Genomic DNA, 24,596 nt, shown 5'->3' on the forward strand with positions numbered 1-24,596 from the left:
ACATACTTGTGACTATTGGTCATGCAATTCACCAAAAGAAAGTTTCTCAAAATATTTCGGTTCCAATTGCACCTGTTCGACTTCGACCCCAACATGTTTAATTAATTCCATTGCATATTCGTTATTGCGATAATCATTTAAATAATAGATTTTTTTTACCCCAGCTTGCAAAATAGCTTTTGTACAAGGCAAACACGGAAAATGCGTCACGTAAATTTCAGCACCTTCTGTAGAAATACCTAATTTAGCACATTGTAACAATGCATTCATTTCTGCATGAATCGTCCGAATACAATGGCCATCTACTATATAACAACCATCATCAATACAATGATGATCGCCACTAACCGAACCATTATAGCCACCAGCAATGATCCGTCGATCTTTAACTAACGTAGCCCCTACCTCTAAACGCGTACAAGTACTGCGTAGCGATAACAGAACCGATTGTGCCATAAAATATTGGTTCCATGGGATACGTTCGTAAGATTTATTTAAATCATTATTTGTATTTCTATTTTTTTCTTTCATCTATAAACTCCTTTAAATAATGATTGATTGACTCAGTCACTTAATTGTATATTTCTAATTTAAACTAATTTTATCTTTAAATAGCTTTTTTGTTTACCTTTTAAGAGGTAGTTTCAAATTTTTTAAAGAAACAACCCCGCTTTTGAAATGTGTACGCTAACTATTATAAAAATAAAAGTGCGATTGCAATAATAGATACTATATACTTAAATGAATGTTACCACAATTGCATCGAGTTTTGTTGAAAATTTTGCATATAGAGCTATCTCAAATTATATTTTCTTTTGTTTTCTGATCAAAAAGTTCTAAAAAACTATAAATACAATTTTGGAATCAATTTCCTTTTCTCATCCCGATTAATCATTTAATGCCGTAAAAAAACTATAGAATTTTCAAAGAACAACATAGTTCTACTTTATAAATACGTATTAATTTGAAATAAATTTTATGGAATTTAAGTTATAGATAAAATACAAAAAGAATCAATTACTTTAATTAGCAGTTAAGGTTATACCTTCTAATAAAAATTGTATTGGACCCGTTTAAAATATCGTATTCATAGCTGATTTTTGCAATGGCTTTAATTTGTTGATTGCTCAGTTGATTCAAGTAAATATCAGCATCTTTGTAGCGAACATTGCCAATAATTTGATTTGGTTTCTCGTTGCGTAATTTTTTCATGGATTTTTTGAAGGTTGCATATGCAAGATTTTCATCGATTGATCAAAGCTTGGAAAGACAAATTCAAGAATTTGAAAAACTAGGTGCAGAAAAAATATTTATATAGAAAAAATCTGGAGCAACTGTCGAACAGCATCCAATTTTTAAAGAAGCATTAGATTTGAGAGAGTCTGATATTTTTATGGCCGAAGCAATTGGCAACCCAGTACTCGATCACTTTATCAAAGATTTGATCATTCAGATTTTAGCTACGATTGCAGAGCAAGAACGAACGGAATCTAAAAGACGGCAAGCTCAAGGAATTAAGATTGCCAAGGAGAAAGGAATTTATAATGGGCGTCCCAAATTATATTAAGAAAGAATGAGAGATCCTCAAAAAAGGGCACTTTATCGTCAAATTGTAGAAAAACTAGTAATGGTGATTTCTATTTCAGAAATATCTAAAGAGTTGGGAATCACTAGACAAACCATTTATAGAATAAAAAAAGAACTGGAGAATTAAATATCTCTAGTTCTTATTTTCGTATGAATTTTTATGCCTAAACGTTTTTCTACATATTTTTTTCGGTTTTTTATTTGATTCATCATTATATTATTAGTGTTTGGAGATATACTGTCAAATTTTATTTGTGCCTGTTTAGCGTATGAAATAAAATTACTAAGTTTCCCTTTATTATCACCAATATCTGTGTAAAGCTTGTATATTTTTTTACGATAAGGAATCTTATCTAATCCTTTCTTTCTTTTTGTTTTATGAGCCCTATTAATAAGTTTTTTAGCATTGCGATAAAATTTGTAGGTACTTTTTCCGCGCATTTGTACAGTTTTTCCATCGAAAGTAAATCCTAAATAGTCTAAACTACTTTTTTATTATTGTCTAGTAGTTTGATTTGTTTATCCTTATAGAAGTACATTTCGGTCTTATCCTTATGAAGATTGATTTTATTATCTTCAGCCAAGCTTTTAACTTGCTGTTCAATTGATTCAAATTCTTCCTTTTTAACATTCTTTTTTGGAATAATCAAAATAAAATCGTCAGAATATCTTCTGTAAATTCCTAAGTATTCGTTGGCCGTTTTTTGTAACGCCAAGTCAAAATCAATTGTATAAACATTTGCTAATACAGCACTAATTGCTGTTCCCTGGGGTATTCCTTTAATCGAATCAGGATTTGTTTTAGTCGTGTGTACTTTTTGAAATTTTCTAAAATCACTCAATTGATTAAAGTAGCTTTTTCTTCCTGATTTCTTTATTTGTTTATCGGTTCCGAACAAATCAATAAGTAATTGTTTTTCATAATAGCCATATTTAGTTACAGAATTAAAAACATTGAACCAATCTTTACTTAATATTGTTACACCCAATACTGTGGCCAATCTTTGTTTCAATAATGAATGTTGCAAGCTATCAAAAAAATGAGTGAAATCACCTACTAAAATATATGCTTCTTCAAATTCTACAATACTATTTATAACCTCTGCTGCAAAATCAATATTAGATTGCCCTTTTCTGTTATTTCTATACGCTGTTACACAATCATCAATATTCATATTAAAGCAATAGTTATTGTATTTTGGATTTAATAGTTCATCAGCATAGAACTTATAAATAAAATTATCCCAATGCCCAGCATACATTATTTTTCGTTTTTTTTCTTTGATGGGTCTGCTATTTTTTTCCAAGTTTCTTTCACCAATGTATTTCTCAAAAGAATCTACATAATGAATCAACGGCAAAAAACTATGTCTAGCAATCCTTTTAGGATTAGTAACATAGTTTTCTGCATTCTCAATCTTCACTCTATGATCAAAATGCAAATATGTTTTTGTTTTATATTTATTAGAGTCTAACATATTCGCACCTCTTTTTTGGAGCTGAAAGGAACAGCAGATCTGATTTCTGACATATGTCCCTTCCGGCAGCATGAGCCGTATGTACTGCTATATCGGCCATTTTTATTAGCAGCAAATCAGCAGATTCAACTAATCTGTTATAATGTTATTGACTGGTTCATGAAAGGAGAAATTCAAGTGAATATATCTTTATCACTAGTTCTTAACCTATCAATCATGTTAATTCAAGAAGTATTAATAATTCTTGATATTAACTCAAAGCTACACTTACCTGAAGATTTCAGGCAGTCTTTGCTTGCAAGTCTGAAACATTATATTCTGTCACCAATTACATAACAAGCACTTATAGTTTAACATAAATTATATTAAAAAGAGCAATCTTTTTACAAGGTTTCTCTTTTTTACTTTAATGTACCTTACATTTTTTACTATGTACTAATATAACTATTTTTGATGCTCCATAATTAGTTCTTTTCATTTACGAATTTGAGTTCTCAAATTTGTAAATAGTACAACTTTATTTATATGAATCCATTAAGCTCTTTGCAGATTTAAGAAGGTGTCCCATAAAAGGAATATCCTTAGATTTTGAACGAGGATTTGTATGATAATGCATATAGTATCCAGATTTACCTTTACCTCTTTCTGGTCCAGTAGGAGTTTTCCCCCTTTTTTTAATAAAGAAGCTGAACTAGCAACTGTTTTTGCTTTATATTTAGTAATTGACCACACATCTCCATTAGCTGCCATTCTAGAAATTGCTGCTTTCTAACTGCATTGTTGCGGGATTAATTTTACCTACCACTTGTTTAGATTCGAGAAGTAAATAAATTCAGTCATTTGTACAGGTGTATGATAGTGTGACGTTTGAGCGAAGTAGATATTTTGTGTATTGCGCTAAAGTAGTGCCTGTAATTAATATAGTTCGTAAAACTTTATTAGCATAAGATAAAGAAAAAAGAGGAAATATCCGACGTGATAAGCGTCGAATACTTCCTCTTTTCTAATCCTATCCGACTTTTTTGAGTAAACAATTAATTTTGATTACAAGAATTCTTTGAGGATATCAGTTACATTATCTCTTTGAGTCAGAGATAATTTTATTAATGAATCACAATCAATGCCTTCAATAGGTTCTTTATAGTATCCTTGAAAAAAATCTACTAAATCATCTGTTACGTCAGTTCTATTTGGTCTTTTTTTTGACATTTTTTTTGAATACTCTGCACTACAATCTAAAACTATAGCTACAACGTTGATATCTGTATCTATATCTTTCAAATATTCATAAGTATTTTTTCTATTAATAATATTTAAATTTGTAGAGTCATAAACTACATTTCTTGTTTTTAGTGCATGAAGACTTACTAAATTCATAACTGAAAATATAAATTCATGATTATCTTTAAATTCAGTAAAAATATTACGATATTCGTCTGATGAAACTAAAAAAGTACCTTCTTTTTCTAGTTTTTTTGAAATAGTGGTTTTACCAGAACCAGGTAGGCCGACTAATAAAAATAAATTATTAGGCATAATTATCCCCCCATCAATTTGTTATTTTTAATTTTTGATAAAGCTCATCAGAGGTTTCTTTTTTTTCTTTAGATAGCTCTGGCCATGCAACGATATTATCATGAAAATTTCTCGGAATAAGATGGAAATGAACATGTCGAATTGACTGTCCCGCACTTTCACCGCTAGCCATTAAAATATTTACTCCTGTATATCCACAGCTGTTTATTATATGGTTATTAATTTTTAGTAAAGTCTTTTGTAGTTCAATAAAATTTTCATCAGTAATATCATTTAAATCTGTGCAATGATCTTTTGGTATAATTAATATATGCCCACTTACATCTGCTTTATTTGATAAAAATGCTAACGTTTTTGCATTTTCAAATATTATTTTTCCAGGAATTTTTCTTGATATAATATCGCAAAACACACAAGTAGTCATAAAATCGTTCCTTTCTATTTTAAGTCAACTATTAATTTATCAACATTTTTTATTTTAGATTCTATTAGCAACTGTTCGTATGATACAAACTTCGTGTGTTTAATGTTAATAACATCCAAAATTTCATCGTGAGTATCATCAAGAATTTTTTTAGCTATTTTAAAATCCTTTGGATTAAATGATCTAACTCCTTGAATTTTTATTTCATTTTCGAAAAGTGATCGTAATTCTATTGGAGCATAATAACCTTTAGGGAAAACCCCAAAGCATACAATATATCCATTTTTTTGTGTATTTGAAATAGCTGTTTCTATAGAATCTACCTGCTCATACCCTACTATTTCAAAAGTATATTTAAATTTTTTCGAGATAACTTTTGTATATTTATAGGTTTCATTTGTCTTAAGGGTTCCTTTAGGATTCTCAATACATCCACGTCTATTTACTAAACTTGGAGTAATGTTTTTTTTATTTAAAATCCATATCAATATTTTTGCTAAAGTACCGTTTCCTATTATTAGGACACTATCTTCTTCTTTAATATTAATTAAACTTAAACCATGAATAATAACAGCTAATGGGTCTAGCAAAGTATATTTCACATTATTACTTTCAAGATATAATAAGTTGTCAATCGGAATCTGCAATGTTCCTTTTAGACCGCCTTCGATGTTATTTCCAATTGCTTTAACATTTGAGCATAAATTAAATTCTTTCCTTCTACAATAAAAACACGTTCCACAATGTATATTAGGATTTACTGCAACATATTTTTTTAAAGAATTGTCAATTCCAATAATTTCGTGACCTAGATATTTGACACTTAGGCTATTCTGAAGTATTTTTTGTTTATCTGACCCACAAACACCAACTTTTTCGACAGAAATTGATATCAACTTTGATTTATTTTTCATAAATTGCTCACCTGAAAGATATAAACATCTTCTCTACTTGAAAATGCTGTAAAACGTGTTTGCTTTTTCAAATTTTTTAATTGATGTTTCAGCATATCCATTTCTTGAATCTTTTTGTTTAAATCTTTCTCAGAAAACTCTCCAATATAGTCTATATTTAATGGGGTTGTTTCAACAATTTCTTGCAGTTTTTGTTGCTCTTCACTGAAAGTGGGAAAGTTACTATAAATTGCTAATCCTAAACTTATGCCTTTTTTATAATGAAAATAATTTATATGATCATAAAAATTATTTATAAAGTTTACTGAATTTGTATTTTTATGTCTATAGAAAGTAACTGTTTCGTGGCAATCATTAACTAGAAAATCGAATTTATAGTCCCCGACATTTCTAAAATCAAAAAGCATTTGGAAAGTTATTTCAGTTAACTCATTTTTTCGAATATAGTCATCAGTCACTTCATCAGCTACTAGTAGGAATTTTTTCCATTTGTCTAGTTCACCGACTTTTTTTATAATTTTAAATCCATTTTCCCAAATAGAAGTTTTGAGTCCGCTGTTCGAAACATTATTCTTTATATTTTCTAATTTTTTAATATAGTTATCTTTCAAAAGCTGAGGAGCTTTTGAATTTGTACTCAGCTTATCTAAGTAAACTTTCATTCCCAATGATTCTATATCCGATTTTTGAAAATAACTACTTACATATTTTGATAAGATTGCCGAACTTGCGCCATCAGAAACACTATGATGTAAAATAATACTTAATTTAATTTTATTGAAGGAGGTCCTATGTGCAAGTATGCGATACAATGGGTTTCCAAGTAAATTATCCATTATTAAGTTTTTGGTATCTATTTTATCCTGTTCTATTATTTTTTCTCTCTGACTTTGACTTAATTCAGTTAAATCTTTTATCCTTGTTTCTATTTCTGAATAGTTATATACATTACTATAAAGCTTATGATTAGAATTTTTACTGATTGTAGTCCTAAAAGCCTCTATATTGTTAACTAAATATTTGATTAATTTTTTGGTCTCATCCGCACATATATTATCTGGATACTCAAAATCAACTTCTGTAAAGCTGTTTAATTTAATATTAAAGTAAACCTTTTGAAAAATAGACGACTCATATGAGTCGGATTTGTTTTTTTCAAATAGTTTTATAATACTCGAATAGTTAGTTTCTTCATGAAATATAGAAGTTCCATTTTTTTCAAAAACAGCACTTTGAATTTTAGAGAATATTTCATGATAAGTATTAACCATTTTAAGCGTAGTTAAATTTGATTCATTAATTTCTAATTTTAAGTGATTATTTTTATTTTTAATTAATTTAAAATTAATTTGATTTCCATTTAGTATCTTTTGTATCTTTTGATAGGTATTTAAATCGAGCTCTTTGTTCTTGCCCATATCGTTTTGTATATCAAAAACCGTAGGATGCAAATAGATATACCCTGGGGATAGAGTTTTAGAAAATTCTGTTTCTAAATATATTTCTATTTCTATCACGGAAAGAGAATCCAGGCCAGAATCAAATAAATTATCATACAATCCCAAGTTGGGGATGTCGGAAATTCGACGAATATTATTCAGTAATTTGTTTTGAGTATCGGAATTAGTAATATTTTTTGTCGAATAGATTTCAATTAGTTTTATCCTATCAATTTTTCCACTAATGTTAATCGGAAATGATTCTAATGGTTCCCATATAGATGGAATCATATAGCTAGGAAGAATTTCAAGTAGTTTATTTTTTGTAGAAGCTACGTTTTTTATGTTTTCATTTTTTAAATAAAAGCAAACTAATTTTTTGTTCCATTTGAATACAATACATTTATCAGTATTCAATACTGTAGCAATAGCATTTTCTATTTCACCAGGTTCGACACGAATACTGTTTATCTCTAATTGAAAATCTTTTCTACCTATAAATGTAAAGTCGCCTGTATCTTTATCTAAAAATACTAAATCGCCTGTTTTATAATACCTTTTTCCATCTATATAAGGAAAAGATTCATCTGTCTTATTTTGTAAATTAATATAGCCTTTCGCAATCCCATCGCCCGATAAATATAATTCATGATGGGATGAATTATTTGCTTGAATTAACAGTGTAGCAATATTATCAAAAGATTTTCCAATCGGTATTTTTTTATTGTTTAAATCTTCGATAGAGAGTCTATGATAGGTGGCATAAACAGTCGCTTCCGTGGGTCCATAGCAATTATAAACTTTGGAATCTAATACTAATCCACGCAATTTTTTTGCTAATGAAATTGGAAATTCTTCTCCTGCAATTAGAACGTATTCTAGTTTTGCCTCACTTAAATACTTAATTTCGTTATTGCTATAAGCATTCATAATAGAGGGGGCTATTGATAAGTGTGTAATATTGTGTTCTTTTATAATTAAAGGTAGTTTTTTTATGTCTTTAATTTCTTTTTCATCAAGAATGAATAATGAGGCATTATTAGCTATCCAACCATATAACTCTGCTATAGATACATCAAATTGAAGGGCGGTATTAAGCAAAAAAACTGAATTCTTGTTGGAGATAAAAGTACAATTAAAGGTATTAATAAAGAAGTCTAAATTTGAAAATGATACTTCTACACCTTTTGGATTACCAGTGCTTCCAGAGGTATATATAATATAGGCAGTAGACTCCATATGTCTCTTTCTTAACATGGGGATAGGAGCATCATTGTATTCTATATCTTTTATTAAGAGTTTTCTAATATCGTAACTATTAGGTAATAGTAAATATTTTTGGTTTGTTAATACAACTTTTGCTTTAGTGTCTTTTATAATATAATCTATTCGACTTTTTGGCATACTGATGTCTATAGGTATATAAGTAGCACCTATGAATCCAACTGCCATAATAGTTGCAACAGTTTCCATAGAGGGAGTCATTATAATAATAACTTTATTTCCTGGTTGTATATCATTCTTCTCAAGAATGTGTTGTATTTTTCCTACTAACAATAAAAAATCATGAGTGCTTAATTTTTCTTTAGTTGTTATCAATGATTCATCTGTTGAGTTTTTCATATTCAATAGTTGCTGAAATATAGACATACTTACCTCCGGAATATTTTTTTATTTTTGCAAATCTTTAATTTTTTTCGATAAATTTAAATCTTTAATATAATTTAAGGATATTAGATAGGCTTCTGCTAAATTACTATAAATGTTAGAGGTAATTAAAATACCTGCAGCATTTAATGCGATTGTTTTCGTATAATCATTAATAATTCCACTGTCTATGGTCTGAAGTATATATTTAATATTCTTTTTTTCGTTAGACAAAGATCTTATGTTCATAGGATCCATTCTATCTGAAATTTGGTCTAATATGTTGAGAACGTCAACTTTATTATCCGACTTCATCATAGATAGCTTGCTTTTAGGACTAAGAATTAATTCATCAATAAATCCACCACTATAATTCGAGCAAACAACGGAAATGTTCCCAGGTATTCCGTATTTTTTGAACAATTCAAAAGATTTTGAATGCTCATCAGAACTTAACCCATAATAAATATGGTCGCATTTAATAGGGGACATTAATCCTGGTAAAACATGACTAAGAGGAGAAATAGTTAGCTGTCGTCCACCATATATTTCATCAAATGTAGGGATATTTTTTTCTATTGATACGAAAGAAATATTATATTTACTTAATTGATCATATATATCATTAATGTCACTATAAGCAGTGATTTTTAAGCTGGTTAATAATTCTTCAGAACCTAACTTTGATGTTACTCCATTTGAAACAGGCTTCACAACTTTGGCTCCTAGACCGGAAGCTAAAATAGCTGCTAATGTTGTTATGTTCAGGGTTTTATGATATTTTTTTCCTGAACCAGCTACACATATTATATTTTTTATATCTTTTAAATCATTTTCATAAGGAATATAATTATCTAGCAATAATATTTCATCAACTAAAGAAGATATATTACTGGCTGATAAATCAATATAGGATATTCCTGTTAAAAATGCAGATAAGAAGTTATCTACATTTTTTAGATCATTATTTACTAATAGTAAAGTAATTATTTTACGTAAGTCATATTCAGAAATACTTTTTTTTTCAGTGTTTTTTGAAGGATACAACTAATTTGATCTACTGTTGAAAATTCATTTATTGATTCATACATTACTCCAACTCTCCTTAATAATCATTAGTTTATTTATAAATTTTTCCTTTTCTTTTCTCCACTCATTTGGATTAGATTCCATGATATGAAAAAAGTTATCGATTTCAATGTCTGTATAATTGCCTAAAGCTTTCATAAGCTGAATTGTCACAGTGGAATTATCTTTTAATAAAAAATTATCATTGATAATTTTTTGTTCAATTGATACCATACTATCTTCAATATTAATTGAAGATTCAGGAAAACTTTTTGACATTTTGGGGAAACCGTTAAATCCAGAAATCAAGGGCGAGTACATTGCTCTTATATTCTTTTCTTTTACTTGAGGAAATTCATTAGACATAGAATTGATTACTTTATTAGCAGCTTGAACATATTTATGTTCGTCTAAGCCTAAAAAAACTACAATTTCATCATAATCATCATTAATAAGTGGATCTATAAAGTCCGCACACATTAAGGAAAGAGAGTATTTTCGATTAAATGTCATATCATTTTCGACTTTTCCATTAGAAACATATAGTTCATGAAGATCTTCTTCTGATTTTGTAGCAATTTCATGTGAAAAATACTTGCTGATTTTGGAATGAGTTACATATACATTAGAATCAAAGGTACTTTGGTCTCTAACAATACCCTTAAATCCCATATTTTTAATAAAGTTTCTATATTTACTGTTTAATAACTGTGTGCTTTCCCAAGAAGATTTTCTACCAGTATAAGCATCGACATCGCCTAAAACAATTTGAACATCATTATATTCGGAAAGTTTTATTGCTCTTGTAATCTGTGATATTGTTCCTAAATGTGGCGTTCCAGATAATCCTATTCCTGTTGTAAATAAAACCTTACTTTTGGAATTAAAATTGTGGTCAATATTATAACTACACAGCCATAAATTTCTCATTGATTTAGTATTTATACCGGGTAAAGTAAAGTCAATTTTATTAAATTTAAATGAATTATAACCAAATTCTTTAATCACGTTTAAATAATAATCCTCATTAAACATTATTTAGTCCACCTTTTTTTATTAATTAGTAAGAAAGTAGTACTTGTTATTACGATGCCAAGTCCGACTACGATATAGTTAAATGGATTGCTGGCAGATAAAAAAATAGAAAAAAGAAGAGTTCCGATAGGCATGAATACAATAGAAATTGTGAAGATAACACTAAAAACTCTTCCTAAATATTCCTTATTAACTTCTAATTGAACGTTTGTAAAAAAAGTCACATTGTATATGGTTAATAAAAAATGGAAAAGAGCTACACATGAAGCGATGGCAAATAAATTTTTTGTTAATAAGAATGAGATATAGATTAGCATTATCCCTAAACCACAAAAAAGAAGTATTTTTAGTAGGTAATCCATCGAAGAATTTTTTATGTATTTCCTACTAAAGATTCCGCCCAAAATACCTCCAATCGCCTGCGCAGTTAATAGTGTCCCATACGTATTATCGGTTGTATCAAATGCTGTTTTAGAAAACGGAATTGAGAAATTGTAGCCGGCGAGAAAAAGATTTACTATCGCTGAAACAATAAGTAAATTTATTAAATTTGGATCTTTTATCAAATAGTTTAGTCCTATTTTTAATTCTTCAATAACTTTAATTTTTTTAGAATCTTTTTTTTCGTTAGAAATAGGGTTCAACATAGAAATATTGTAATTGATAATTGCGGATATAAGAAAAGATATACTATCTATAAATAATGCACCTTGAATCCCTATAACTTTCATAAAAACTATTAAAAAAATAGGCGAGGAAATATTTATTAATTGGTTTGAAATTTCAAGTAAAGAATTTGTGTTTTTTAAGTTTTTTTTATCTACAATATTGGGAATTATAGATTTATATGACGGTGATTTTAGGGAAGAAAAGACTGCTAATAGAGCATTAACCAAAATCATAATATAAATAAAAAATACAGTAGGATAACACAAAGCCAAAATAAAACAAACAATACAACTACTAATATCTGCAATAATTATAGTTCTTTTTTTATTTCTCTTGTCTGCAATAATGCCGCCGAAAATATTAAAAATAATGCCTATTATCGATTCACTAATCTGATAATAAGTTAATATCTTTTGTCCCTTTTTTCCTAATGAAGCTATCCATGTGTTATTCCCATAATCAAAGAACAAATTACCTAAGTTTGAAATAGATTTACTACTTATTAGTAAAACAATATTTTTTTTATTTTATTCAAAAGCTTCCTCCCATTTTATTTATCAATAAAAAGAATATTAATGGACCTAGGGTTAATATCTTAGACCTATTTTTTTAGAGACGATTAATCCATTTTTATTTTTTCTTGAATTTCAAATTCATGCGGTGTCAAATAGTTAATTGAACAATGGTTTCGATTGCGACTATAAAATCTATCAATATAACTAAATAATGCTTGATTCGCTTCTTCAAAATTTAAATATGTTGTTGTGTATACTTCTTCTTTCTTCAATGAAGCGGGAAAGGATTCAATCCCTGCATTATCATAAGGCGTTCCTTTACGACTATAGGAATGCCTTATTTTATTTGTATTTAACCATTCCTTACATTCTAAGGAGGTATATTGAATCATCCTTCTAGAATTGATAACGCTGTTTGACTTGATTTAAGGTCTGTAGAACACAATTAACTATCATACGTCTTGAAAAAGTATAGTTAATAATCTTTTTCGCGTGTAAATCCATAATAGAAGATAGGTAACATCAACCATTTTGTTTTGTTAGGATATATGTGATATCAGCTACCCACTTTCCATAGATACTAACACCACTAGTAAATTTTCAAATACTATTTTTGATTCACTAACAGTTATTTTCCCAATTGCCGGGAGGGTTCTGATGAGACAAGATGAATCATTATCTCGTACTTTTAGGTAAGATTTAATTTGGAACTTTTCCATTTTTACACTTCCTTTTTGCTTAGAATACTTTAAAAAACAATCACATGTTATAATCGTTGTATATTTACAACACGAAAGAAGTGAAGCATAGATGTACCGAATTGGAAGGACAATACGGCAAATAAGAGAAGATAAAAATATAAAAGTCGAAAGTATTAGAACTAATCTAATGGATTGATCAAATTATTGGCGATTCGAAAATGGACAAATTTCAACATCGGCTGAAAAATTTTTAGCTATACTGAATAACCTAAATATTGATATTGAGGAGTTTGTTGATTTATATTCAACGGAAGAGCTAACTATAATAAAGAAAATAAAATCGGACTTACTTAAAGGAGCCAAAACAGATAATGCACAAGTGTGTACTGAGATTGGTCTTCTATCAAAAAAGAAATATGAGGATACAAAAAAATTAAAGTATCTTCATCTTTCAGATGAGGCATTTCTTTTCGCCTCTCGCATTAAAACAGAAAATAGCACTGATAAAAATTTGTATAAACCAATAAACATCCAAAATTATCTTGGTCGATGTGACACTTGGAATTACTATGAAATAGCCCTATTTAATAATATTTTATTCACATTTACACTCGAAGATGCTGTTTTATTAGGACATAGATTGGTACTTAGTCTCAGAAAAAAGCAAAAGATTAAGAGTATTTCTGACGAAGATGTATTGATCTTAATTAATCTTATTTCATACTGCCTAGAAGAAAATGCTGAAGTCGCAGCGCATAAATTACTTAACGAAGTATCAACACTCTCAATCTCTGAGTTCTCTGCTTACTCTAGAATTATGATTTTATGGATTAATACAATCTTTAAGATAAAATATAATCAAGCTCCTGAAAATGATCTCCATCATACTTTTCATGTATTAAGCGTTCTGGAAATGGACGAAACATTAATTATGCTCAAAAACTGGAGTAAAAAGCTACTTAATTGATGTTGCATAAATGCAATATGGTGATGAATTAAAAATAATGTATTATAAAATTCACTTCAACAATTCGTAGTGAGGTGATACAATATGCAATCTTTATTTTTACTGCTTGCCATGATTGATTGGAATATCCTTGGATTATAGGAAGAAATTTTAATGAAAAATGAAAACATAGATACTGAAAGATTAATACTTCGTCCATTACAGATAATTGATTCAAAACAAATGCTTAATAACTTGGTATCAAGTGAAAAAGTTACTAAATTTCTCACTTGGAGTCCCCATTATGACATTGATTCTGTAAAAGCATCGATAGCTAAAAAAATTTAAAAGTATAAGGAACAAGCTTTCTTTGATTGGGGAATTGAACTTAAAAATGAACATGTACTAATTGGAACAATAGTTGTAACCAAATATGACAAATTAAGCAAAACAATGGAGATTGGACATGTTATTGATGAAACTTGGTGGGCTAACAGCTATACATCTGAGGCTCTTATTGCCACTGTAAATTTTTTATTCAAACCTACAGATGTTCAAAAAATAGAAGACTTCCACGATATTACAAACAATCGATCGTAACGAGTCCTAAAAAAAGCCCCCTCTATCATCGATAGTGGAGGCACATGAGCAAATAAAATGACAAACAGCAAAGTTAAAACAAACCAAGCCATTTGATTAAATGTCACAGGAAAAGGCAGCTAATCCAGTTGAAAGTCATTTATCTCATAAATGACTTTTTCAACTACCCAGATACGGGTGTAGCTTTTTATTTTTTTCCTTTCAAAAAGGGTTATTTAAATATCGTCAATTAATCCAGAGTTACCATCAGACGAAAACTCTTTGATTATATTTTTAGTTGGCAGTATATCTGGATATCCATTATTAATAACAATAATTGGGTATTTTTTGTTTTGTCCCAAATCGAGAACATTTTTCCCACACACGTTCCTAATTTTGATTCTGGATTGTACTCAAGTGAGTCATTCAATAATCGACCATCCATCGCAATGAGTTTTACTTCATTGATTAATTTCAACATGTTGTCTTCCATAGAGGGCAACTTGATTATTCCGAATAGCTTCAGAATAGACAACAAATTCATCCATCATCGCTTCTTGAAAAGGGGTACGTTTCGTGACGATTGTTTGAACTTTTCCTGTTTCTAATTCTAGGACTAGCAATTGCAACATTTCTGCTGTTTGAATATCTGCTACTGCATAAACATACTCATGAACTCCGGTAAATTATGGAATTTTGAGAAGCGACTCCGCATTCGATTAACCACTTCCTTCTGGTGTAATCTCAAGAGAAGACACTACTTGACCAAATGTTGCTGCCCAAGAATCAAACGAATTTAAACCACGACTGCGTAAAGCTTCTGGTTGTAAGAAATACTGCATAACATATAATTCACTCATTGAGTTAAATACAGGTGTTCCTGTCGTAAAGACAACATTGCTACCATCTTATGCACCTTAAATGTAGCGCATATCATTGGCTCTTTGGCTTGGTGCATCGCTGACATCTGCAACATTTTGTATTTTTGTGTAAATAAATAGATTTTTGTAGACATGGGCTTCATCCACAAATAAGAAATCAACACCTTAATTTTCAAAGGTAATCACTTCATCACGTTTACCATCATTATCTAGCTTCTCCAAATTGGTTTCTAAATTTACTCGAAATCGTTTCATCTGTTTGACAGTCCAATTTTCTGCATTGCATTGGCATCTTTCAGTCCTCTAACGATACGTGCGACCTCATTATTTTGAATCTCAGATGTAATTGCTTTATTTGTCCCCTTATTACCAACAACTCAAGGAATAATTAATAAGAATTCGATTGCTAAAATGAAAAATGGTGTGTTGCTTCTTAACAGTGCTCGAAGTCTTTTAATTGTAGAAGAGGATCTTAAAGATGCACTTGAAAGTGGTAAAATTAGTGTTGCTACTTTGGATGTTGTATCAACTGAACCAATTTGTGCTGATAATCCTCTACTAAAAACGCCAAATACTATTCTTATCCCACGTATGGTACGATCAACAAAGGAAGCTAAAGAAAACTTGATGAATACAGTCTACACAAGACTTTTCTGAAGGACAACCAGTTCATAGTGTCGCTAAATAATCAGTAACATTTTATATATTATACAAAACCATTTCAACCTATTTTTTGTAGAAAATGAAGAGGAACACATAGTATCTTTTCTACTATAGTTATTAAGATTATTTGTAAATAGTTTATTTTATTTTCCACCATCTTCTGATATTTCTTCTGTATACTTGCTTATCAGCACCAGATAGATAGCCAACAAACAAGATTTATGTCCCTTCTTTTAAATTAGATAGATTGATTCCGTCAAAAGAACACTTAAAAAACAGTGATATAGATTGAATTACATTAACAAAAAGATTAAAATATGATGATAAATGACAAGTTTTTTGAAAAAATAAAGTGACAGAAAGGGGTCTATATATGTTTGTTTCATTACTCATTATCTTAGCCATTATATTGTCTATTTTGCTTGGTGAAAAATTCAATATAAATACAGGACTGATAGCGTTAGCTTTTGCTTATCTTATTGGATGTTTTGTACTGGGAATGTCAGTAAAAGATTTATTGGCAACTTGGCCGACGCAGTTGTTTCTTGTAATTTTCTCCGTATCATTGTTTTTTAACTTTGCTGTGGTAAATGGTACACTAAATAAATTAGCCGATTTATTATTATATAAATTTAAAAGATTTAGTTTATTCTTACCTTTGATTTTATATTTTATCACTGCATTGGTGTCGGGAATGGGTGCTGGCTTTTTCACTTCCATCGCAATCATGGGTTCTATGGCAATGGTGCTATGTAAATCATCAAACATGAATCGTATCCATGCTTCATTAGCTGTTTCCCTAGGAGCACTTTCAGGAGCAAATTTTATGTACAGTGCTCATGGCGTATTATTTCATTCTTTGTTTTTAGAGACTCCATTAGCTGAACAAGCTGGCCTTCTTACAAAAGATATCTTTATTGTATCCTTTACTTATCCAATCGTTGTTATCTTATTTTTAATATTCATTTCTCGTAAAAATCATTCGAAAAAAGAACTAAACATACAACTACCAGAAAAATTTAATTCGAAGCAAAAATTAAACTTAGTGTTGATTTTTTTATTAATGGTGCTAGTTTTGGTTATTCCAATGATAGAAAAATTGGTTCCAGAGATTTCCTACATTAGTCAAAGAATCGATATCAGTTTGTTAGCGATAGTCTTTTCGATTTTTGGCTATTTCCTTAAACTGGTTGATAATTCTGATGAAGTACTAAAAAAAGTTCCTTGGAATACTATTTGGTTGGTTTCAGGAGTTGGGATGTTGATTGATGTTGCTGTAGAGGCTGGAACAATTGATTTACTTGCTTCATTGATTACTAAAATCCCGACTCCTTTAGTCCCCCTAGCAGTGTGCATTATTGCCGGAATCATGTCGATTTTTAGCAGTACACTCGGTGTTGTAGCACCTTTAATGTTTCCAATGATTACTGGAATCGCCGTCGCTTCCGGCTATAGCCCTTCTTTAATTGCAGTAGCTATTATTATAGGTGCGCAATCAACAGCCGTGGCTCCTTTCTCTACTGGAGGTAGTCTTATTCTCGGGTCAAGTGGACTTGAAGGTAAACAACAACAGAAGTTTTACAATGATTTATTATATAAAGCAACCTTCCTAGGTTTATTATTTGCGATGATTGCAACGATAGTTTTAATGTTTATCTACTAGAAGGAGAAAAAATTATGTATAAGATATTTGATGGGCATTTCCATATCATTGATCCAGCTTTTCCATTAATTGAGAACAATGGCTTTATACCTGATTATTATGTGATAAAAGAATATAGAGAAGAATTAAGAAGAATGAACATAGACGTTATAGGGGGTGCAGTTGTATCTGGTTCTTTTCAAGGATATCACCAAGACTATTTTAACGCTGCTTTAACAGAATTAGGTGAAAATTTTATAGGTATTACTCAACTTCCAATAGATATCTCGGACCAAGAGATTAGATTTCTTGATGCTACAGGAATAAAAGGGATTCGTTTCAATTTATATAGGGGTATTGATACTTCTTTAGATGACATAGAGAGATTATCTAAACGTGTTTATAATTTATGCAATTGGAAAACTGAGTTTTATTTGAATGTGGATACTGTTGATACAAATTTAGATAAGTTAATTCATTCTCTTCCTAAAGTATCTATTGATCACCTTGGTATGGGAAGACATTCTATTGATAAACTAAAAAAGTATCTTTCAAATAATATTCCAATTCGTGTAACAGGATTTGGTAGAATTAAGTATGACAGAGATGAATTAAAATCTATATTAGTGCAACTACATGCAGAAAATTCAGAAGGATTAATTTTTGGAACAGATTTACCTTCAACCAGAGCAAATTATCGATTTTCTATAAATGATATTCTTTTATTGGAGGAAATTTTCAATGCACAAGATGTAGAGAAAATTCTGTATAAAAACGGGATGAAATGGTATTTGGATAAGTAGTTTAGAACATCACCTTTCGCATCTAGAAGTGGAATTGTAAAACATTCACCTAGTAAAAATTGAATTTTAGACAAAACATCGTCACTCTCTATCAAATCTATCAGCAAAAAGCGTCACAATTTTTGAAATTGTGACGCTTTTTACTGATATCATTCCCTTACTCTATTGCTTTTAGACTCTCTAATTTTCAATCTGATTCTACTTCGACATTGACATTGACAAGAAAAAAATCAAAGAAGTGGCAAGTTTTCATTAATTATTCAATAGCAAATTTTACCGAAACCGATTGTGTAGGTACATCATAAAAACGATCTTCTCTACGTCCCAGAAAATCTTTGCCTTGTTGTGGGAACATCGCATACAACAAAACATCTTCTTCCGATTTTGCATACTTTTTAATTTCTTCTTCTAGAATTGCTAATTCTGGTTTAATCAAATCAGCAGGACGGCAAGTGATGGCTTCATCTTCACCAATGATTTTTTTCTTCATTTCTTCAGAGATTGGTGCGGGAGATTTTCCGTAGTATCCTCGAACATAATCTTTGATTTCATTAGGAATCAGTTTATAACGCTCCCCTGATATGACATTCATTAAAGCCTGAGTACCGACCATCTGTGATAGTGGTGTTACTAAAGGAGGAAACCCTAAATCAGCTCGGACTTTCGGTACCTCGGCTAAAACTTCATCATACTTGTCTGATAATCCTTGTTCTTTTAATTGGCTTAACAAATTAGAAAGCATTCCACCAGGAACTTGATAAATCAAGGTCTTAGGTTCAACATCTTTCACTTTTGGGTTTAAGATGCCATCTTCTCTAAACTGATCACGAATTGGATTAAAATATTCTGCAATTTTTGTTACTTTATTCATGTTTAAACCTGTATCAAATCCCAATTCTTCAAATGCAGTAGCTATAGATTCCGTTGCTGGCTGACTTGTACCTCCTGCAAATGAGGAAATTGCGGTATCAATGATATCGGCACCCGCTTCAGCAGCTTTTAAATAGGTCATTTCTGAAATTCCGCTTGTTGCATGTGTGTGCACCTCTAAAGGCAAAGCCACGGAATCTTTTATTCGACTGACTAACTCAAAAGCAGCATAAGGCGTTAAAACTCCAGACATATCTTTCAAACAAATTGAATCTGCACCTGTTTTAGCTAGCTCTTTAGCTAAATCAACAAAATAATCAAACGTGTGAACTTTACTTGTTGTATAGGAGATTGCTGCTTGACATTCACCGCCAGCTTCTTTGGTCGCACGGATTGCTGTTTGTAGGTTACGCACATCGTTCAGTGCATCAAAAATTCGAATCACATCGATTCCATTTTCAATTGATTTTCCGACAAAAGCTTTTACCACATCATCTGCATAGTGACGATAACCTAAAAGATTTTGTCCTCTAAGCAGCATCTGCAATTTAGTATTTTTTACTTCTTTTCTTATTGCGCGTAATCTTTCCCAGGGATCCTCGTTTAAATATCTCACACAAGAATCAAAAGTAGCACCTCCCCACATTTCTAAAGCACGGAAGCCTGCTTCATCCATTGTTTTTATAATTGGTAACATATCTGAAGTAGGCATGCGTGTTGCAATCAAACTCTGCTGACCATCACGCAAAACAGTTTCCGTGAACCGAATTTTCTTAGTCATTCTATTGCTCCTTTCCTATGCTTACCATTTCGTAAATTTTATTTTGTAATTCTTCAATAGAGTGTTGTCGAGAACGGCCACATTCCTTCGCATCCTTTTGACAAATCAAGCATTTTCGACTAGGATGTTTGAGCACTTGTCGACTAATATTTTTGAGTTTTTCATCAAACCAAATAACATCTAAATCGAATAGCCGTCCATATTTATAAGTTTCTTCAATTTGAATCATTTTTTTCTTTAATTTTTCTGGCAATAGATTAACAGATAGATAATATTCAGCACCTGTTTTTTTACTATGGCAAATTCTAACATTTGGAACTACATCAGCCAACTGATGTTCAATGTATGCAACAGCCTCCACAAAAATAGCCATTAAGCCAATCGAGTTTTTAATCGATCCTGGAATATTCATTGTAGCTACTAATAAAGAAGAATTTGGATAAGTCTCCAATATTTTTTGTTGCATACTGACTCGTTTCTCTCTAGCATCTAGTATCTCTTCTAAAGTAATTTCTTCACCATCAAATAGTTCATCAGACATTTTTAACCACATCAATCAAACTACCGTCTCGATATTCGATTAAAGCTACCACCTTATCCCCATATTGGATTGAATCTGGTGTGCCTACGATTGCATAAGCTTTTTCTTTTAATTCTTGAATTGTAAACTGCGGTACATCTAATAACTTAAAGTGTTCAATTAAATCATTTCGATTCGGATTAATTGCTATTCCTACTTCTGTAACAATCACATCTATACTATCACCAGGTGTGACAACTGTATTTACTTGATCGACGAAAGTTGGAATTCTACCACGAACTAATGGTGAAAGTACTAAGCTCATTTTACAGGCCATACTAGTATCTGAATGTCCGCCTGAAGCGCCTCGAATTACCCCATCCGAACCTGTAATGACATTCACATTAAAATCTGTATCTATTTCCAAAGCTGATAAAACAGAGGTATCCAGCTGATTGATAACCGCTCCTTTACTCAAAGGTGAGGCATACATGTTCGCATCAATCTCATAATGGTCTGCATTTATTCCTAAAGAAACAGCTGAAGGGTAGTCAAAATCCTGTACATCAATAATTTTTTCAACCAATCCTTCCTCTAAAAGTTCAATCATTGCATTTGTAATCCCTCCCAATGTAAAACTTGCTTTAATACCATCTTTAAGCATTTTTTCTCTGATGAAACGTGTGACTGCTAGAGATGAACCACCCGTTCCTGTTTGGAAAGAAAAACCTTGTTTATAATACGGTGAAGAGGTAATTACTTTCGCAGCATATTCTGCAATCAATAACTCTTTAGGATTTTTTGTAAAACGTGTTGCTCCTTTGGCTATTCCCTGAGGATCACCAATTGCATCCACTTCAACGACATAATCAACATTTGTTTGTGGAATACTAATGGGAGTATTGGGATAACTCACTAGTGTATCAGTAATAATCACGACTTGGTCTGCATATTCTGCATCCACCATCGCATAACCTAATGAACCACAATTCGCTTTTCCTTTTGTTCCATTAGCATTACCATATTCATCAGAACTTGGTGCACCTAAAAAAGCAACATCAATATGAATGTCTCCCGCAGCAATTGCTCGAGCACGTCCACCATGAGAACGAATCACAACTGGATTCTCCATAATTCCAGAAGAAATTGCTGCCCCAACTTTATCTCTTAATCCTGAAGAGGTAATATTGGTCACAACACCATTCTTGATATGATCAATCAGCGGTGCATGAACATTGGCAATTGAACTTGGCGCAATGGAAAGGTTTTTAATACCCATTTTATCAATTTCTTCCATCACCATATTCATTACGTAGTCTCCTTCACGAAAATGATGATGAAAAGAGATTGTCATACCGTCTTTTAAGCCAGTTTTTTCGATTGCTTCTCGGATACTGCCTAGCAATTTTTGATCTCTTGGTTTAACTGGATTAATTTTACGGCTCGTTTCTTTATACTGATTAATATGAGCAAGTTCTCCTTCATAGATACCGTATTGTTCTGCATATTGTTGAGGAATCTCTTTACCCACTTTATTTAATACCATATTAAACTTCCTCCTTTGTAATCAATTTTGCTGCTATGGCTAATGCGATAACTCGTTCTGCACGTTCAACAATAGGTTTGTCTACCATTTTTCCATTAACAGAAATAACACCAGAACCTTTTGCTTCTGCTTCTCTGATCCCCCAAATAACTTCTTTAGCAGATTGAATCTCTTTTTCAGTTGGCGCGTAAATTTGATTTACCAAAGGAATTTGTCGTGGATTGATAACTGATTTTCCATCAAATCCTAATTGTTTAATCGTTCGTACTTCGTTTTGAAAACCTTCGATATTGTCAACATCAGAATAAACTGTATCAATTGCTGAAATTCCAGCAACTCGGGCAGCGTGTAAAATCATACTGCGAGCAAAAAGCAACTCTTGACCATCCGAATAGCGACGTGTCTTTAAATTGGTTACATAATCTTCAGCTCCTAAAGCAATACCAATCAATCGTGTTGAGCTTTGCGCAATATCGGATGCATTTAGTACCCCTTCTGCAGATTCAATTGCGGCCATCATTTTTGTTCTACCGATTTCAATTCCTGCTTTACTTTCAACTTCTGTAATAACTTCTTCTACCTCAATGATATCCTGTGCTGTTTCGGTCTTCGGCAATCTGATAACATCAACACCAGCCAAAACCATAGCTGCAACATCTTGTTTTCCACCTGAATCTAAGCTATTGATACGTACAACCGTTTCCACTTTGCTGTAATCAAATGTTTTTAAAGCTGAATGAACTAGAACTCTGGCAGAATCTTTTTCTTTTAAAGAAACCGCATCTTCTAAATCAAACATAAGGGAATCTGCACCATACAATGGTGCATCTCGGAGCATTGCCGCATTTGCACCAGGTACAAACATCATTGTTCTTCTCAATTGTTCCATGAGTCAATCTCCTCCCAGTCATAATTGTCCTTTTCAGCAGCACGATGAACAGCTGTAAGTGTTCGAGCTTTGATCGTACAATCCAAAGCTCCTTTATCAACAGCAATGACTTCCACTCCAGTTACATTTAAATGACTTAAAGTATCTGTGATTACTTTGCGAATCTGACGTCCAAATTGTTTTTCTACGCTACTTTCTAGATCAATATGAATTCCCTGTGAATCAATAGGCTGAATCGTAAGCATGATATCACTCGATTCCATGGTTCCCGCAACAGCGGTTTTAATAATTTTCACTTTGTTCACCTCATTAATCAGTTTGTGTATTTTATAAAATCGTAGGTCGTTTTTGGTAAAAATTTTAGCAATACATCCTCATTTTTTTCCTTGATGGCTTGACGGACTTTCGTTGCACTTATTGCCTCCCCATCAATGGTCAATCTTGGCAGAATAACCAAATGTAATCTGTCATCAAAAACTTCTTGCATTGCTTGATTGTAAACTTCTGTAACTTTAGAAAACGGTTCGTCACCTACAAAACGAGTTCGAATCTCTAATAGAGGAGCGATTCTTTCCATAAACAGTCGTGCATCTAAAGTAGCTTGTACTTTAGCAATATCCAACTCCGCTTTATCTTTTAAAAAGTACGCTGGAAAAGTAGCCGAGGAAACCATATATTGATCTGTCGGAATAACTGTCACATTGCCTAAATGAGCAACTCCTTGTCTCACCATGGCGAGTCGATCTGCGGTTGAAAAAGTCGAATGATCCTCTGATAAAACAAAAACATAAACTTGTTGACTATGTTGTGCAGCAGTTTCTACTAAGTACTGGTGTCCTTTCGTAAAAGGATTCGCATTCATTACAATTCCACTACCTTCTCCGATTTTTTTCTTTTCCAGCAAAAAACGTAGATAGTCAGAAAAATTAGGTTTACCCAACTCCATAAACAACACATCTTCATTCGCTACAATCTTTTTAAATCCTAACGAATGAAAGATGGCTTTACTCTGCGGTTTTGTATAAAGAAATACATGTAATTGCTCATTTTCGCGCATTTTTTCTAACAAATGCGTAACCACTTGTGTTAAAAGATTTTCAGCTTGATAATCTTTGCAAACAGCTACACATTTGATGATATTTTCATCATAAGAACCCGTTGCGATCAATTGTTCATCATCATATACCAATCGTGTACTCAAGTCGTTCGTTTGTATGAAGGTTCGCTTTTGCCATTAGTTCTGCCCACTGCTTATAGCCCTTTTTATCAACATCCAACCAGATTCGTTTCATTGTATATACGTTGTACATAACTGATGATCTCCTTACTTTTTCTTAACTGGAAATAGTTTCGTCAAAAGTTTCGATGACAAGTAAATAATAAATAGTACCAAGAAAACTCCGCCCCAACCTAAAACAAGCAGTTCAAAGGAGGTTTTTAAATCTTCTATATTAATTGACATA

At 31.3% G+C, this 24,596-nt stretch carries 26 protein-coding genes and 3 pseudogenes; 7 read left to right on the forward strand and 22 right to left on the reverse strand.

Translation table 11 applies throughout. From position 1 onward, the window contains the following. Window positions 1-12: 12 nt before the first annotated feature. Window positions 13-531 (reverse strand): ComE operon protein 2, encoded by a 519-nt coding sequence (locus DOK78_RS10075; protein WP_207940481.1) that lies wholly within the window; start codon window positions 529-531, stop codon window positions 13-15. 688 nt (window positions 532-1,219) lie between these two features. On the opposite strand from DOK78_RS10075, the pseudogene DOK78_RS10080 reads away from it, so the two are divergent. After that, window positions 1,220-1,714: pseudogene (locus DOK78_RS10080) on the forward strand (recombinase family protein). Here DOK78_RS10080 and DOK78_RS10085 read toward each other — a convergent pair. The 10 genes from DOK78_RS10085 to DOK78_RS10130 form a co-directional block, all read right to left on the reverse strand. Continuing rightward, window positions 1,711-2,028, reverse strand: coding sequence for a hypothetical protein (locus tag DOK78_RS10085; RefSeq protein ID WP_339076111.1), 318 nt, complete (start codon window positions 2,026-2,028; stop codon window positions 1,711-1,713). The pseudogene DOK78_RS10080 and the gene DOK78_RS10085 overlap by 4 nt on opposite strands. 38 nt (window positions 2,029-2,066) lie before the next feature. Then, a complete protein-coding gene (locus DOK78_RS10090; RefSeq protein ID WP_339076113.1) occupies window positions 2,067-3,065 on the reverse strand; it encodes a reverse transcriptase domain-containing protein in 999 nt (332 codons plus the stop codon). A 1,044-nt stretch (window positions 3,066-4,109) separates the two neighbouring features. Beyond that, the gene (locus DOK78_RS10095) at window positions 4,110-4,601 is read right to left on the reverse strand and encodes an AAA family ATPase (RefSeq protein ID WP_207940479.1); all 492 of its coding nucleotides are present in this window, start codon (window positions 4,599-4,601) and stop codon (window positions 4,110-4,112) included. Between the two features lie 13 nt (window positions 4,602-4,614). Beyond that, window positions 4,615-5,025, reverse strand: a complete 411-nt coding sequence (locus tag DOK78_RS10100; protein WP_207940478.1) for an HIT family protein — start codon at window positions 5,023-5,025, stop codon at window positions 4,615-4,617. 14 nt (window positions 5,026-5,039) lie between these two features. Next, the gene (locus DOK78_RS10105) at window positions 5,040-5,939 is read right to left on the reverse strand and encodes an alcohol dehydrogenase catalytic domain-containing protein (protein WP_207940477.1); all 900 of its coding nucleotides are present in this window, start codon (window positions 5,937-5,939) and stop codon (window positions 5,040-5,042) included. Next, complete coding sequence (locus DOK78_RS10110) at window positions 5,936-9,028, reverse strand: non-ribosomal peptide synthetase (protein WP_207940476.1); 3,093 nt, start codon at window positions 9,026-9,028, stop codon at window positions 5,936-5,938. The genes DOK78_RS10105 and DOK78_RS10110 overlap by 4 nt, the downstream gene beginning before the upstream one ends. A gap of 21 nt (window positions 9,029-9,049) precedes the next feature. After that, window positions 9,050-10,072 carry a hypothetical protein gene (locus tag DOK78_RS10115; protein WP_207940475.1) on the reverse strand — a complete coding sequence of 341 codons (1,023 nt, stop codon included), beginning with the start codon at window positions 10,070-10,072 and terminating at the stop codon, window positions 9,050-9,052. Between the two features lie 36 nt (window positions 10,073-10,108). Next, complete coding sequence (locus DOK78_RS10120; protein ID WP_243430424.1) at window positions 10,109-11,128, reverse strand: hypothetical protein; 1,020 nt, start codon at window positions 11,126-11,128, stop codon at window positions 10,109-10,111. Continuing rightward, window positions 11,128-12,267, reverse strand: a complete 1,140-nt coding sequence (locus DOK78_RS10125; protein ID WP_339076116.1) for an MFS transporter — start codon at window positions 12,265-12,267, stop codon at window positions 11,128-11,130. Before DOK78_RS10125 ends, DOK78_RS10120 begins: the two co-directional genes overlap by 1 nt. Before the next feature lie 149 nt (window positions 12,268-12,416). Then, window positions 12,417-12,704, reverse strand: a complete 288-nt coding sequence (locus DOK78_RS10130; RefSeq protein WP_207940473.1) for an integrase core domain-containing protein — start codon at window positions 12,702-12,704, stop codon at window positions 12,417-12,419. A 688-nt stretch (window positions 12,705-13,392) separates the two neighbouring features. Between DOK78_RS10130 and DOK78_RS10135 the strand changes: the two genes are divergently transcribed. The 3 genes from DOK78_RS10135 (at window position 13,393) to DOK78_RS15775 (ending at window position 14,559) form a co-directional block, all read left to right on the forward strand. Continuing rightward, entirely contained in the window at window positions 13,393-13,980 is a 588-nt protein-coding gene (locus tag DOK78_RS10135) for a hypothetical protein (RefSeq protein ID WP_207940472.1), read from the forward strand. A gap of 153 nt (window positions 13,981-14,133) precedes the next feature. After that, on the forward strand, window positions 14,134-14,307 hold the full coding sequence (locus DOK78_RS10140; RefSeq protein WP_207940471.1) for a hypothetical protein: 174 nt from the start codon (window positions 14,134-14,136) through the stop codon (window positions 14,305-14,307). Between the two features lie 69 nt (window positions 14,308-14,376). Continuing rightward, window positions 14,377-14,559, forward strand: a complete 183-nt coding sequence (locus tag DOK78_RS15775) for a GNAT family N-acetyltransferase (RefSeq protein ID WP_422389695.1) — start codon at window positions 14,377-14,379, stop codon at window positions 14,557-14,559. Window positions 14,560-14,564: 5 nt separating this feature from the next. Here DOK78_RS15775 and DOK78_RS10145 read toward each other — a convergent pair. The 4 genes and pseudogenes from DOK78_RS10145 to DOK78_RS10160 all read right to left on the reverse strand — a co-directional run. Beyond that, window positions 14,565-14,774 (reverse strand): annotated as a pseudogene (locus tag DOK78_RS10145) (TcpE family conjugal transfer membrane protein); the annotation flags it as partial. A 50-nt stretch (window positions 14,775-14,824) separates the two neighbouring features. Next, on the reverse strand, window positions 14,825-15,019 hold the full coding sequence (locus DOK78_RS10150) for a hypothetical protein (protein ID WP_207940470.1): 195 nt from the start codon (window positions 15,017-15,019) through the stop codon (window positions 14,825-14,827). After that, on the reverse strand, window positions 15,000-15,170 hold the full coding sequence (locus DOK78_RS10155; RefSeq protein WP_339076118.1) for a hypothetical protein: 171 nt from the start codon (window positions 15,168-15,170) through the stop codon (window positions 15,000-15,002). Before DOK78_RS10155 ends, DOK78_RS10150 begins: the two co-directional genes overlap by 20 nt. 87 nt (window positions 15,171-15,257) lie before the next feature. Further along, window positions 15,258-15,398 (reverse strand): hypothetical protein, encoded by a 141-nt coding sequence (locus DOK78_RS10160; RefSeq protein WP_207940468.1) that lies wholly within the window; start codon window positions 15,396-15,398, stop codon window positions 15,258-15,260. 408 nt (window positions 15,399-15,806) lie between these two features. On the opposite strand from DOK78_RS10160, the gene DOK78_RS10165 reads away from it, so the two are divergent. From DOK78_RS10165 to DOK78_RS10175, 3 genes are all read left to right on the forward strand, one after another. Continuing rightward, complete coding sequence (locus DOK78_RS10165) at window positions 15,807-16,076, forward strand: NAD(P)-dependent oxidoreductase (protein WP_339076400.1); 270 nt, start codon at window positions 15,807-15,809, stop codon at window positions 16,074-16,076. A 379-nt stretch (window positions 16,077-16,455) separates the two neighbouring features. Then, window positions 16,456-17,745, forward strand: a complete 1,290-nt coding sequence (locus DOK78_RS10170; RefSeq protein ID WP_207940467.1) for an SLC13 family permease — start codon at window positions 16,456-16,458, stop codon at window positions 17,743-17,745. A 14-nt stretch (window positions 17,746-17,759) separates the two neighbouring features. After that, window positions 17,760-18,527, forward strand: a complete 768-nt coding sequence (locus DOK78_RS10175) for an amidohydrolase family protein (RefSeq protein ID WP_207940466.1) — start codon at window positions 17,760-17,762, stop codon at window positions 18,525-18,527. A gap of 256 nt (window positions 18,528-18,783) precedes the next feature. Here DOK78_RS10175 and DOK78_RS10180 read toward each other — a convergent pair whose 3' ends face one another. The 7 genes and pseudogenes from DOK78_RS10180 to DOK78_RS10210 form a co-directional block, all read right to left on the reverse strand. Further along, window positions 18,784-20,178 (reverse strand): oxaloacetate decarboxylase subunit alpha, encoded by a 1,395-nt coding sequence (locus tag DOK78_RS10180; RefSeq protein WP_207940465.1) that lies wholly within the window; start codon window positions 20,176-20,178, stop codon window positions 18,784-18,786. Window position 20,179: 1 nt separating this feature from the next. Beyond that, the gene (gene citX / locus DOK78_RS10185) at window positions 20,180-20,719 is read right to left on the reverse strand and encodes a citrate lyase holo-[acyl-carrier protein] synthase (protein ID WP_207940464.1); all 540 of its coding nucleotides are present in this window, start codon (window positions 20,717-20,719) and stop codon (window positions 20,180-20,182) included. Next, complete coding sequence (gene citF / locus DOK78_RS10190) at window positions 20,712-22,244, reverse strand: citrate lyase subunit alpha (protein WP_207940463.1); 1,533 nt, start codon at window positions 22,242-22,244, stop codon at window positions 20,712-20,714. Before citF ends, citX begins: the two co-directional genes overlap by 8 nt. A 1-nt stretch (window position 22,245) precedes the next feature. Beyond that, window positions 22,246-23,133: a citrate (pro-3S)-lyase subunit beta gene (gene citE, locus DOK78_RS10195; protein WP_207940462.1), complete on the reverse strand. Its 888-nt coding sequence runs from the start codon at window positions 23,131-23,133 to the stop codon at window positions 22,246-22,248. Continuing rightward, window positions 23,121-23,429, reverse strand: a complete 309-nt coding sequence (gene citD / locus DOK78_RS10200; protein WP_207940461.1) for a citrate lyase acyl carrier protein — start codon at window positions 23,427-23,429, stop codon at window positions 23,121-23,123. The genes citE and citD overlap by 13 nt, the downstream gene beginning before the upstream one ends. A gap of 17 nt (window positions 23,430-23,446) precedes the next feature. Beyond that, a pseudogene (gene citC, locus DOK78_RS10205) lies at window positions 23,447-24,425 on the reverse strand ([citrate (pro-3S)-lyase] ligase). Window positions 24,426-24,457: 32 nt separating this feature from the next. Continuing rightward, window positions 24,458-24,595, reverse strand: a complete 138-nt coding sequence (locus DOK78_RS10210) for an OadG-related small transporter subunit (RefSeq protein ID WP_279381634.1) — start codon at window positions 24,593-24,595, stop codon at window positions 24,458-24,460. Between the last annotated feature and the right edge of the window lies 1 nt (window position 24,596).

It is taken from the genome of Enterococcus sp. DIV2402, assembly GCF_017426705.2.
Taxonomy (GTDB): domain Bacteria; phylum Bacillota; class Bacilli; order Lactobacillales; family Enterococcaceae; genus Enterococcus_F; species Enterococcus_F lowellii.

Bases quoted from the DNA above. Each gene is read 5' to 3' on its own strand.
- DOK78_RS10075 (WP_207940481.1), bottom strand. From the start codon at position 531: ATGAAAGAAAAAAATAGAAATACAAATAATGATTTAAATAAATCTTAC.
- DOK78_RS10085 (WP_339076111.1), bottom strand. From the start codon at position 2,028: ATGCGCGGAAAAAGTACCTACAAATTTTATCGCAATGCTAAAAAACTT.
- DOK78_RS10090 (WP_339076113.1), bottom strand. From the start codon at position 3,065: ATGTTAGACTCTAATAAATATAAAACAAAAACATATTTGCATTTTGAT.
- DOK78_RS10095 (WP_207940479.1), bottom strand. From the start codon at position 4,601: ATGCCTAATAATTTATTTTTATTAGTCGGCCTACCTGGTTCTGGTAAA.
- DOK78_RS10100 (WP_207940478.1), bottom strand. From the start codon at position 5,025: ATGACTACTTGTGTGTTTTGCGATATTATATCAAGAAAAATTCCTGGA.
- DOK78_RS10105 (WP_207940477.1), bottom strand. From the start codon at position 5,939: ATGAAAAATAAATCAAAGTTGATATCAATTTCTGTCGAAAAAGTTGGT.
- DOK78_RS10110 (WP_207940476.1), bottom strand. From the start codon at position 9,028: ATGTCTATATTTCAGCAACTATTGAATATGAAAAACTCAACAGATGAA.
- DOK78_RS10120 (WP_243430424.1), bottom strand. From the start codon at position 11,128: ATGTTTAATGAGGATTATTATTTAAACGTGATTAAAGAATTTGGTTAT.
- DOK78_RS10130 (WP_207940473.1), bottom strand. From the start codon at position 12,704: ATGATTCAATATACCTCCTTAGAATGTAAGGAATGGTTAAATACAAAT.
- DOK78_RS10140 (WP_207940471.1), top strand. From the start codon at position 14,134: ATGAAAAATGAAAACATAGATACTGAAAGATTAATACTTCGTCCATTA.
- DOK78_RS10150 (WP_207940470.1), bottom strand. From the start codon at position 15,019: ATGTTGAAATTAATCAATGAAGTAAAACTCATTGCGATGGATGGTCGA.
- DOK78_RS10155 (WP_339076118.1), bottom strand. From the start codon at position 15,170: ATGTTGCAATTGCTAGTCCTAGAATTAGAAACAGGAAAAGTTCAAACA.
- DOK78_RS10160 (WP_207940468.1), bottom strand. From the start codon at position 15,398: ATGAGTGAATTATATGTTATGCAGTATTTCTTACAACCAGAAGCTTTA.
- DOK78_RS10170 (WP_207940467.1), top strand. From the start codon at position 16,456: ATGTTTGTTTCATTACTCATTATCTTAGCCATTATATTGTCTATTTTG.
- DOK78_RS10175 (WP_207940466.1), top strand. From the start codon at position 17,760: ATGTATAAGATATTTGATGGGCATTTCCATATCATTGATCCAGCTTTT.
- DOK78_RS10180 (WP_207940465.1), bottom strand. From the start codon at position 20,178: ATGACTAAGAAAATTCGGTTCACGGAAACTGTTTTGCGTGATGGTCAG.
- citX (WP_207940464.1), bottom strand. From the start codon at position 20,719: ATGTCTGATGAACTATTTGATGGTGAAGAAATTACTTTAGAAGAGATA.
- citF (WP_207940463.1), bottom strand. From the start codon at position 22,244: ATGGTATTAAATAAAGTGGGTAAAGAGATTCCTCAACAATATGCAGAA.
- citE (WP_207940462.1), bottom strand. From the start codon at position 23,133: ATGGAACAATTGAGAAGAACAATGATGTTTGTACCTGGTGCAAATGCG.
- DOK78_RS10210 (WP_279381634.1), bottom strand. From the start codon at position 24,595: ATGTCAATTAATATAGAAGATTTAAAAACCTCCTTTGAACTGCTTGTT.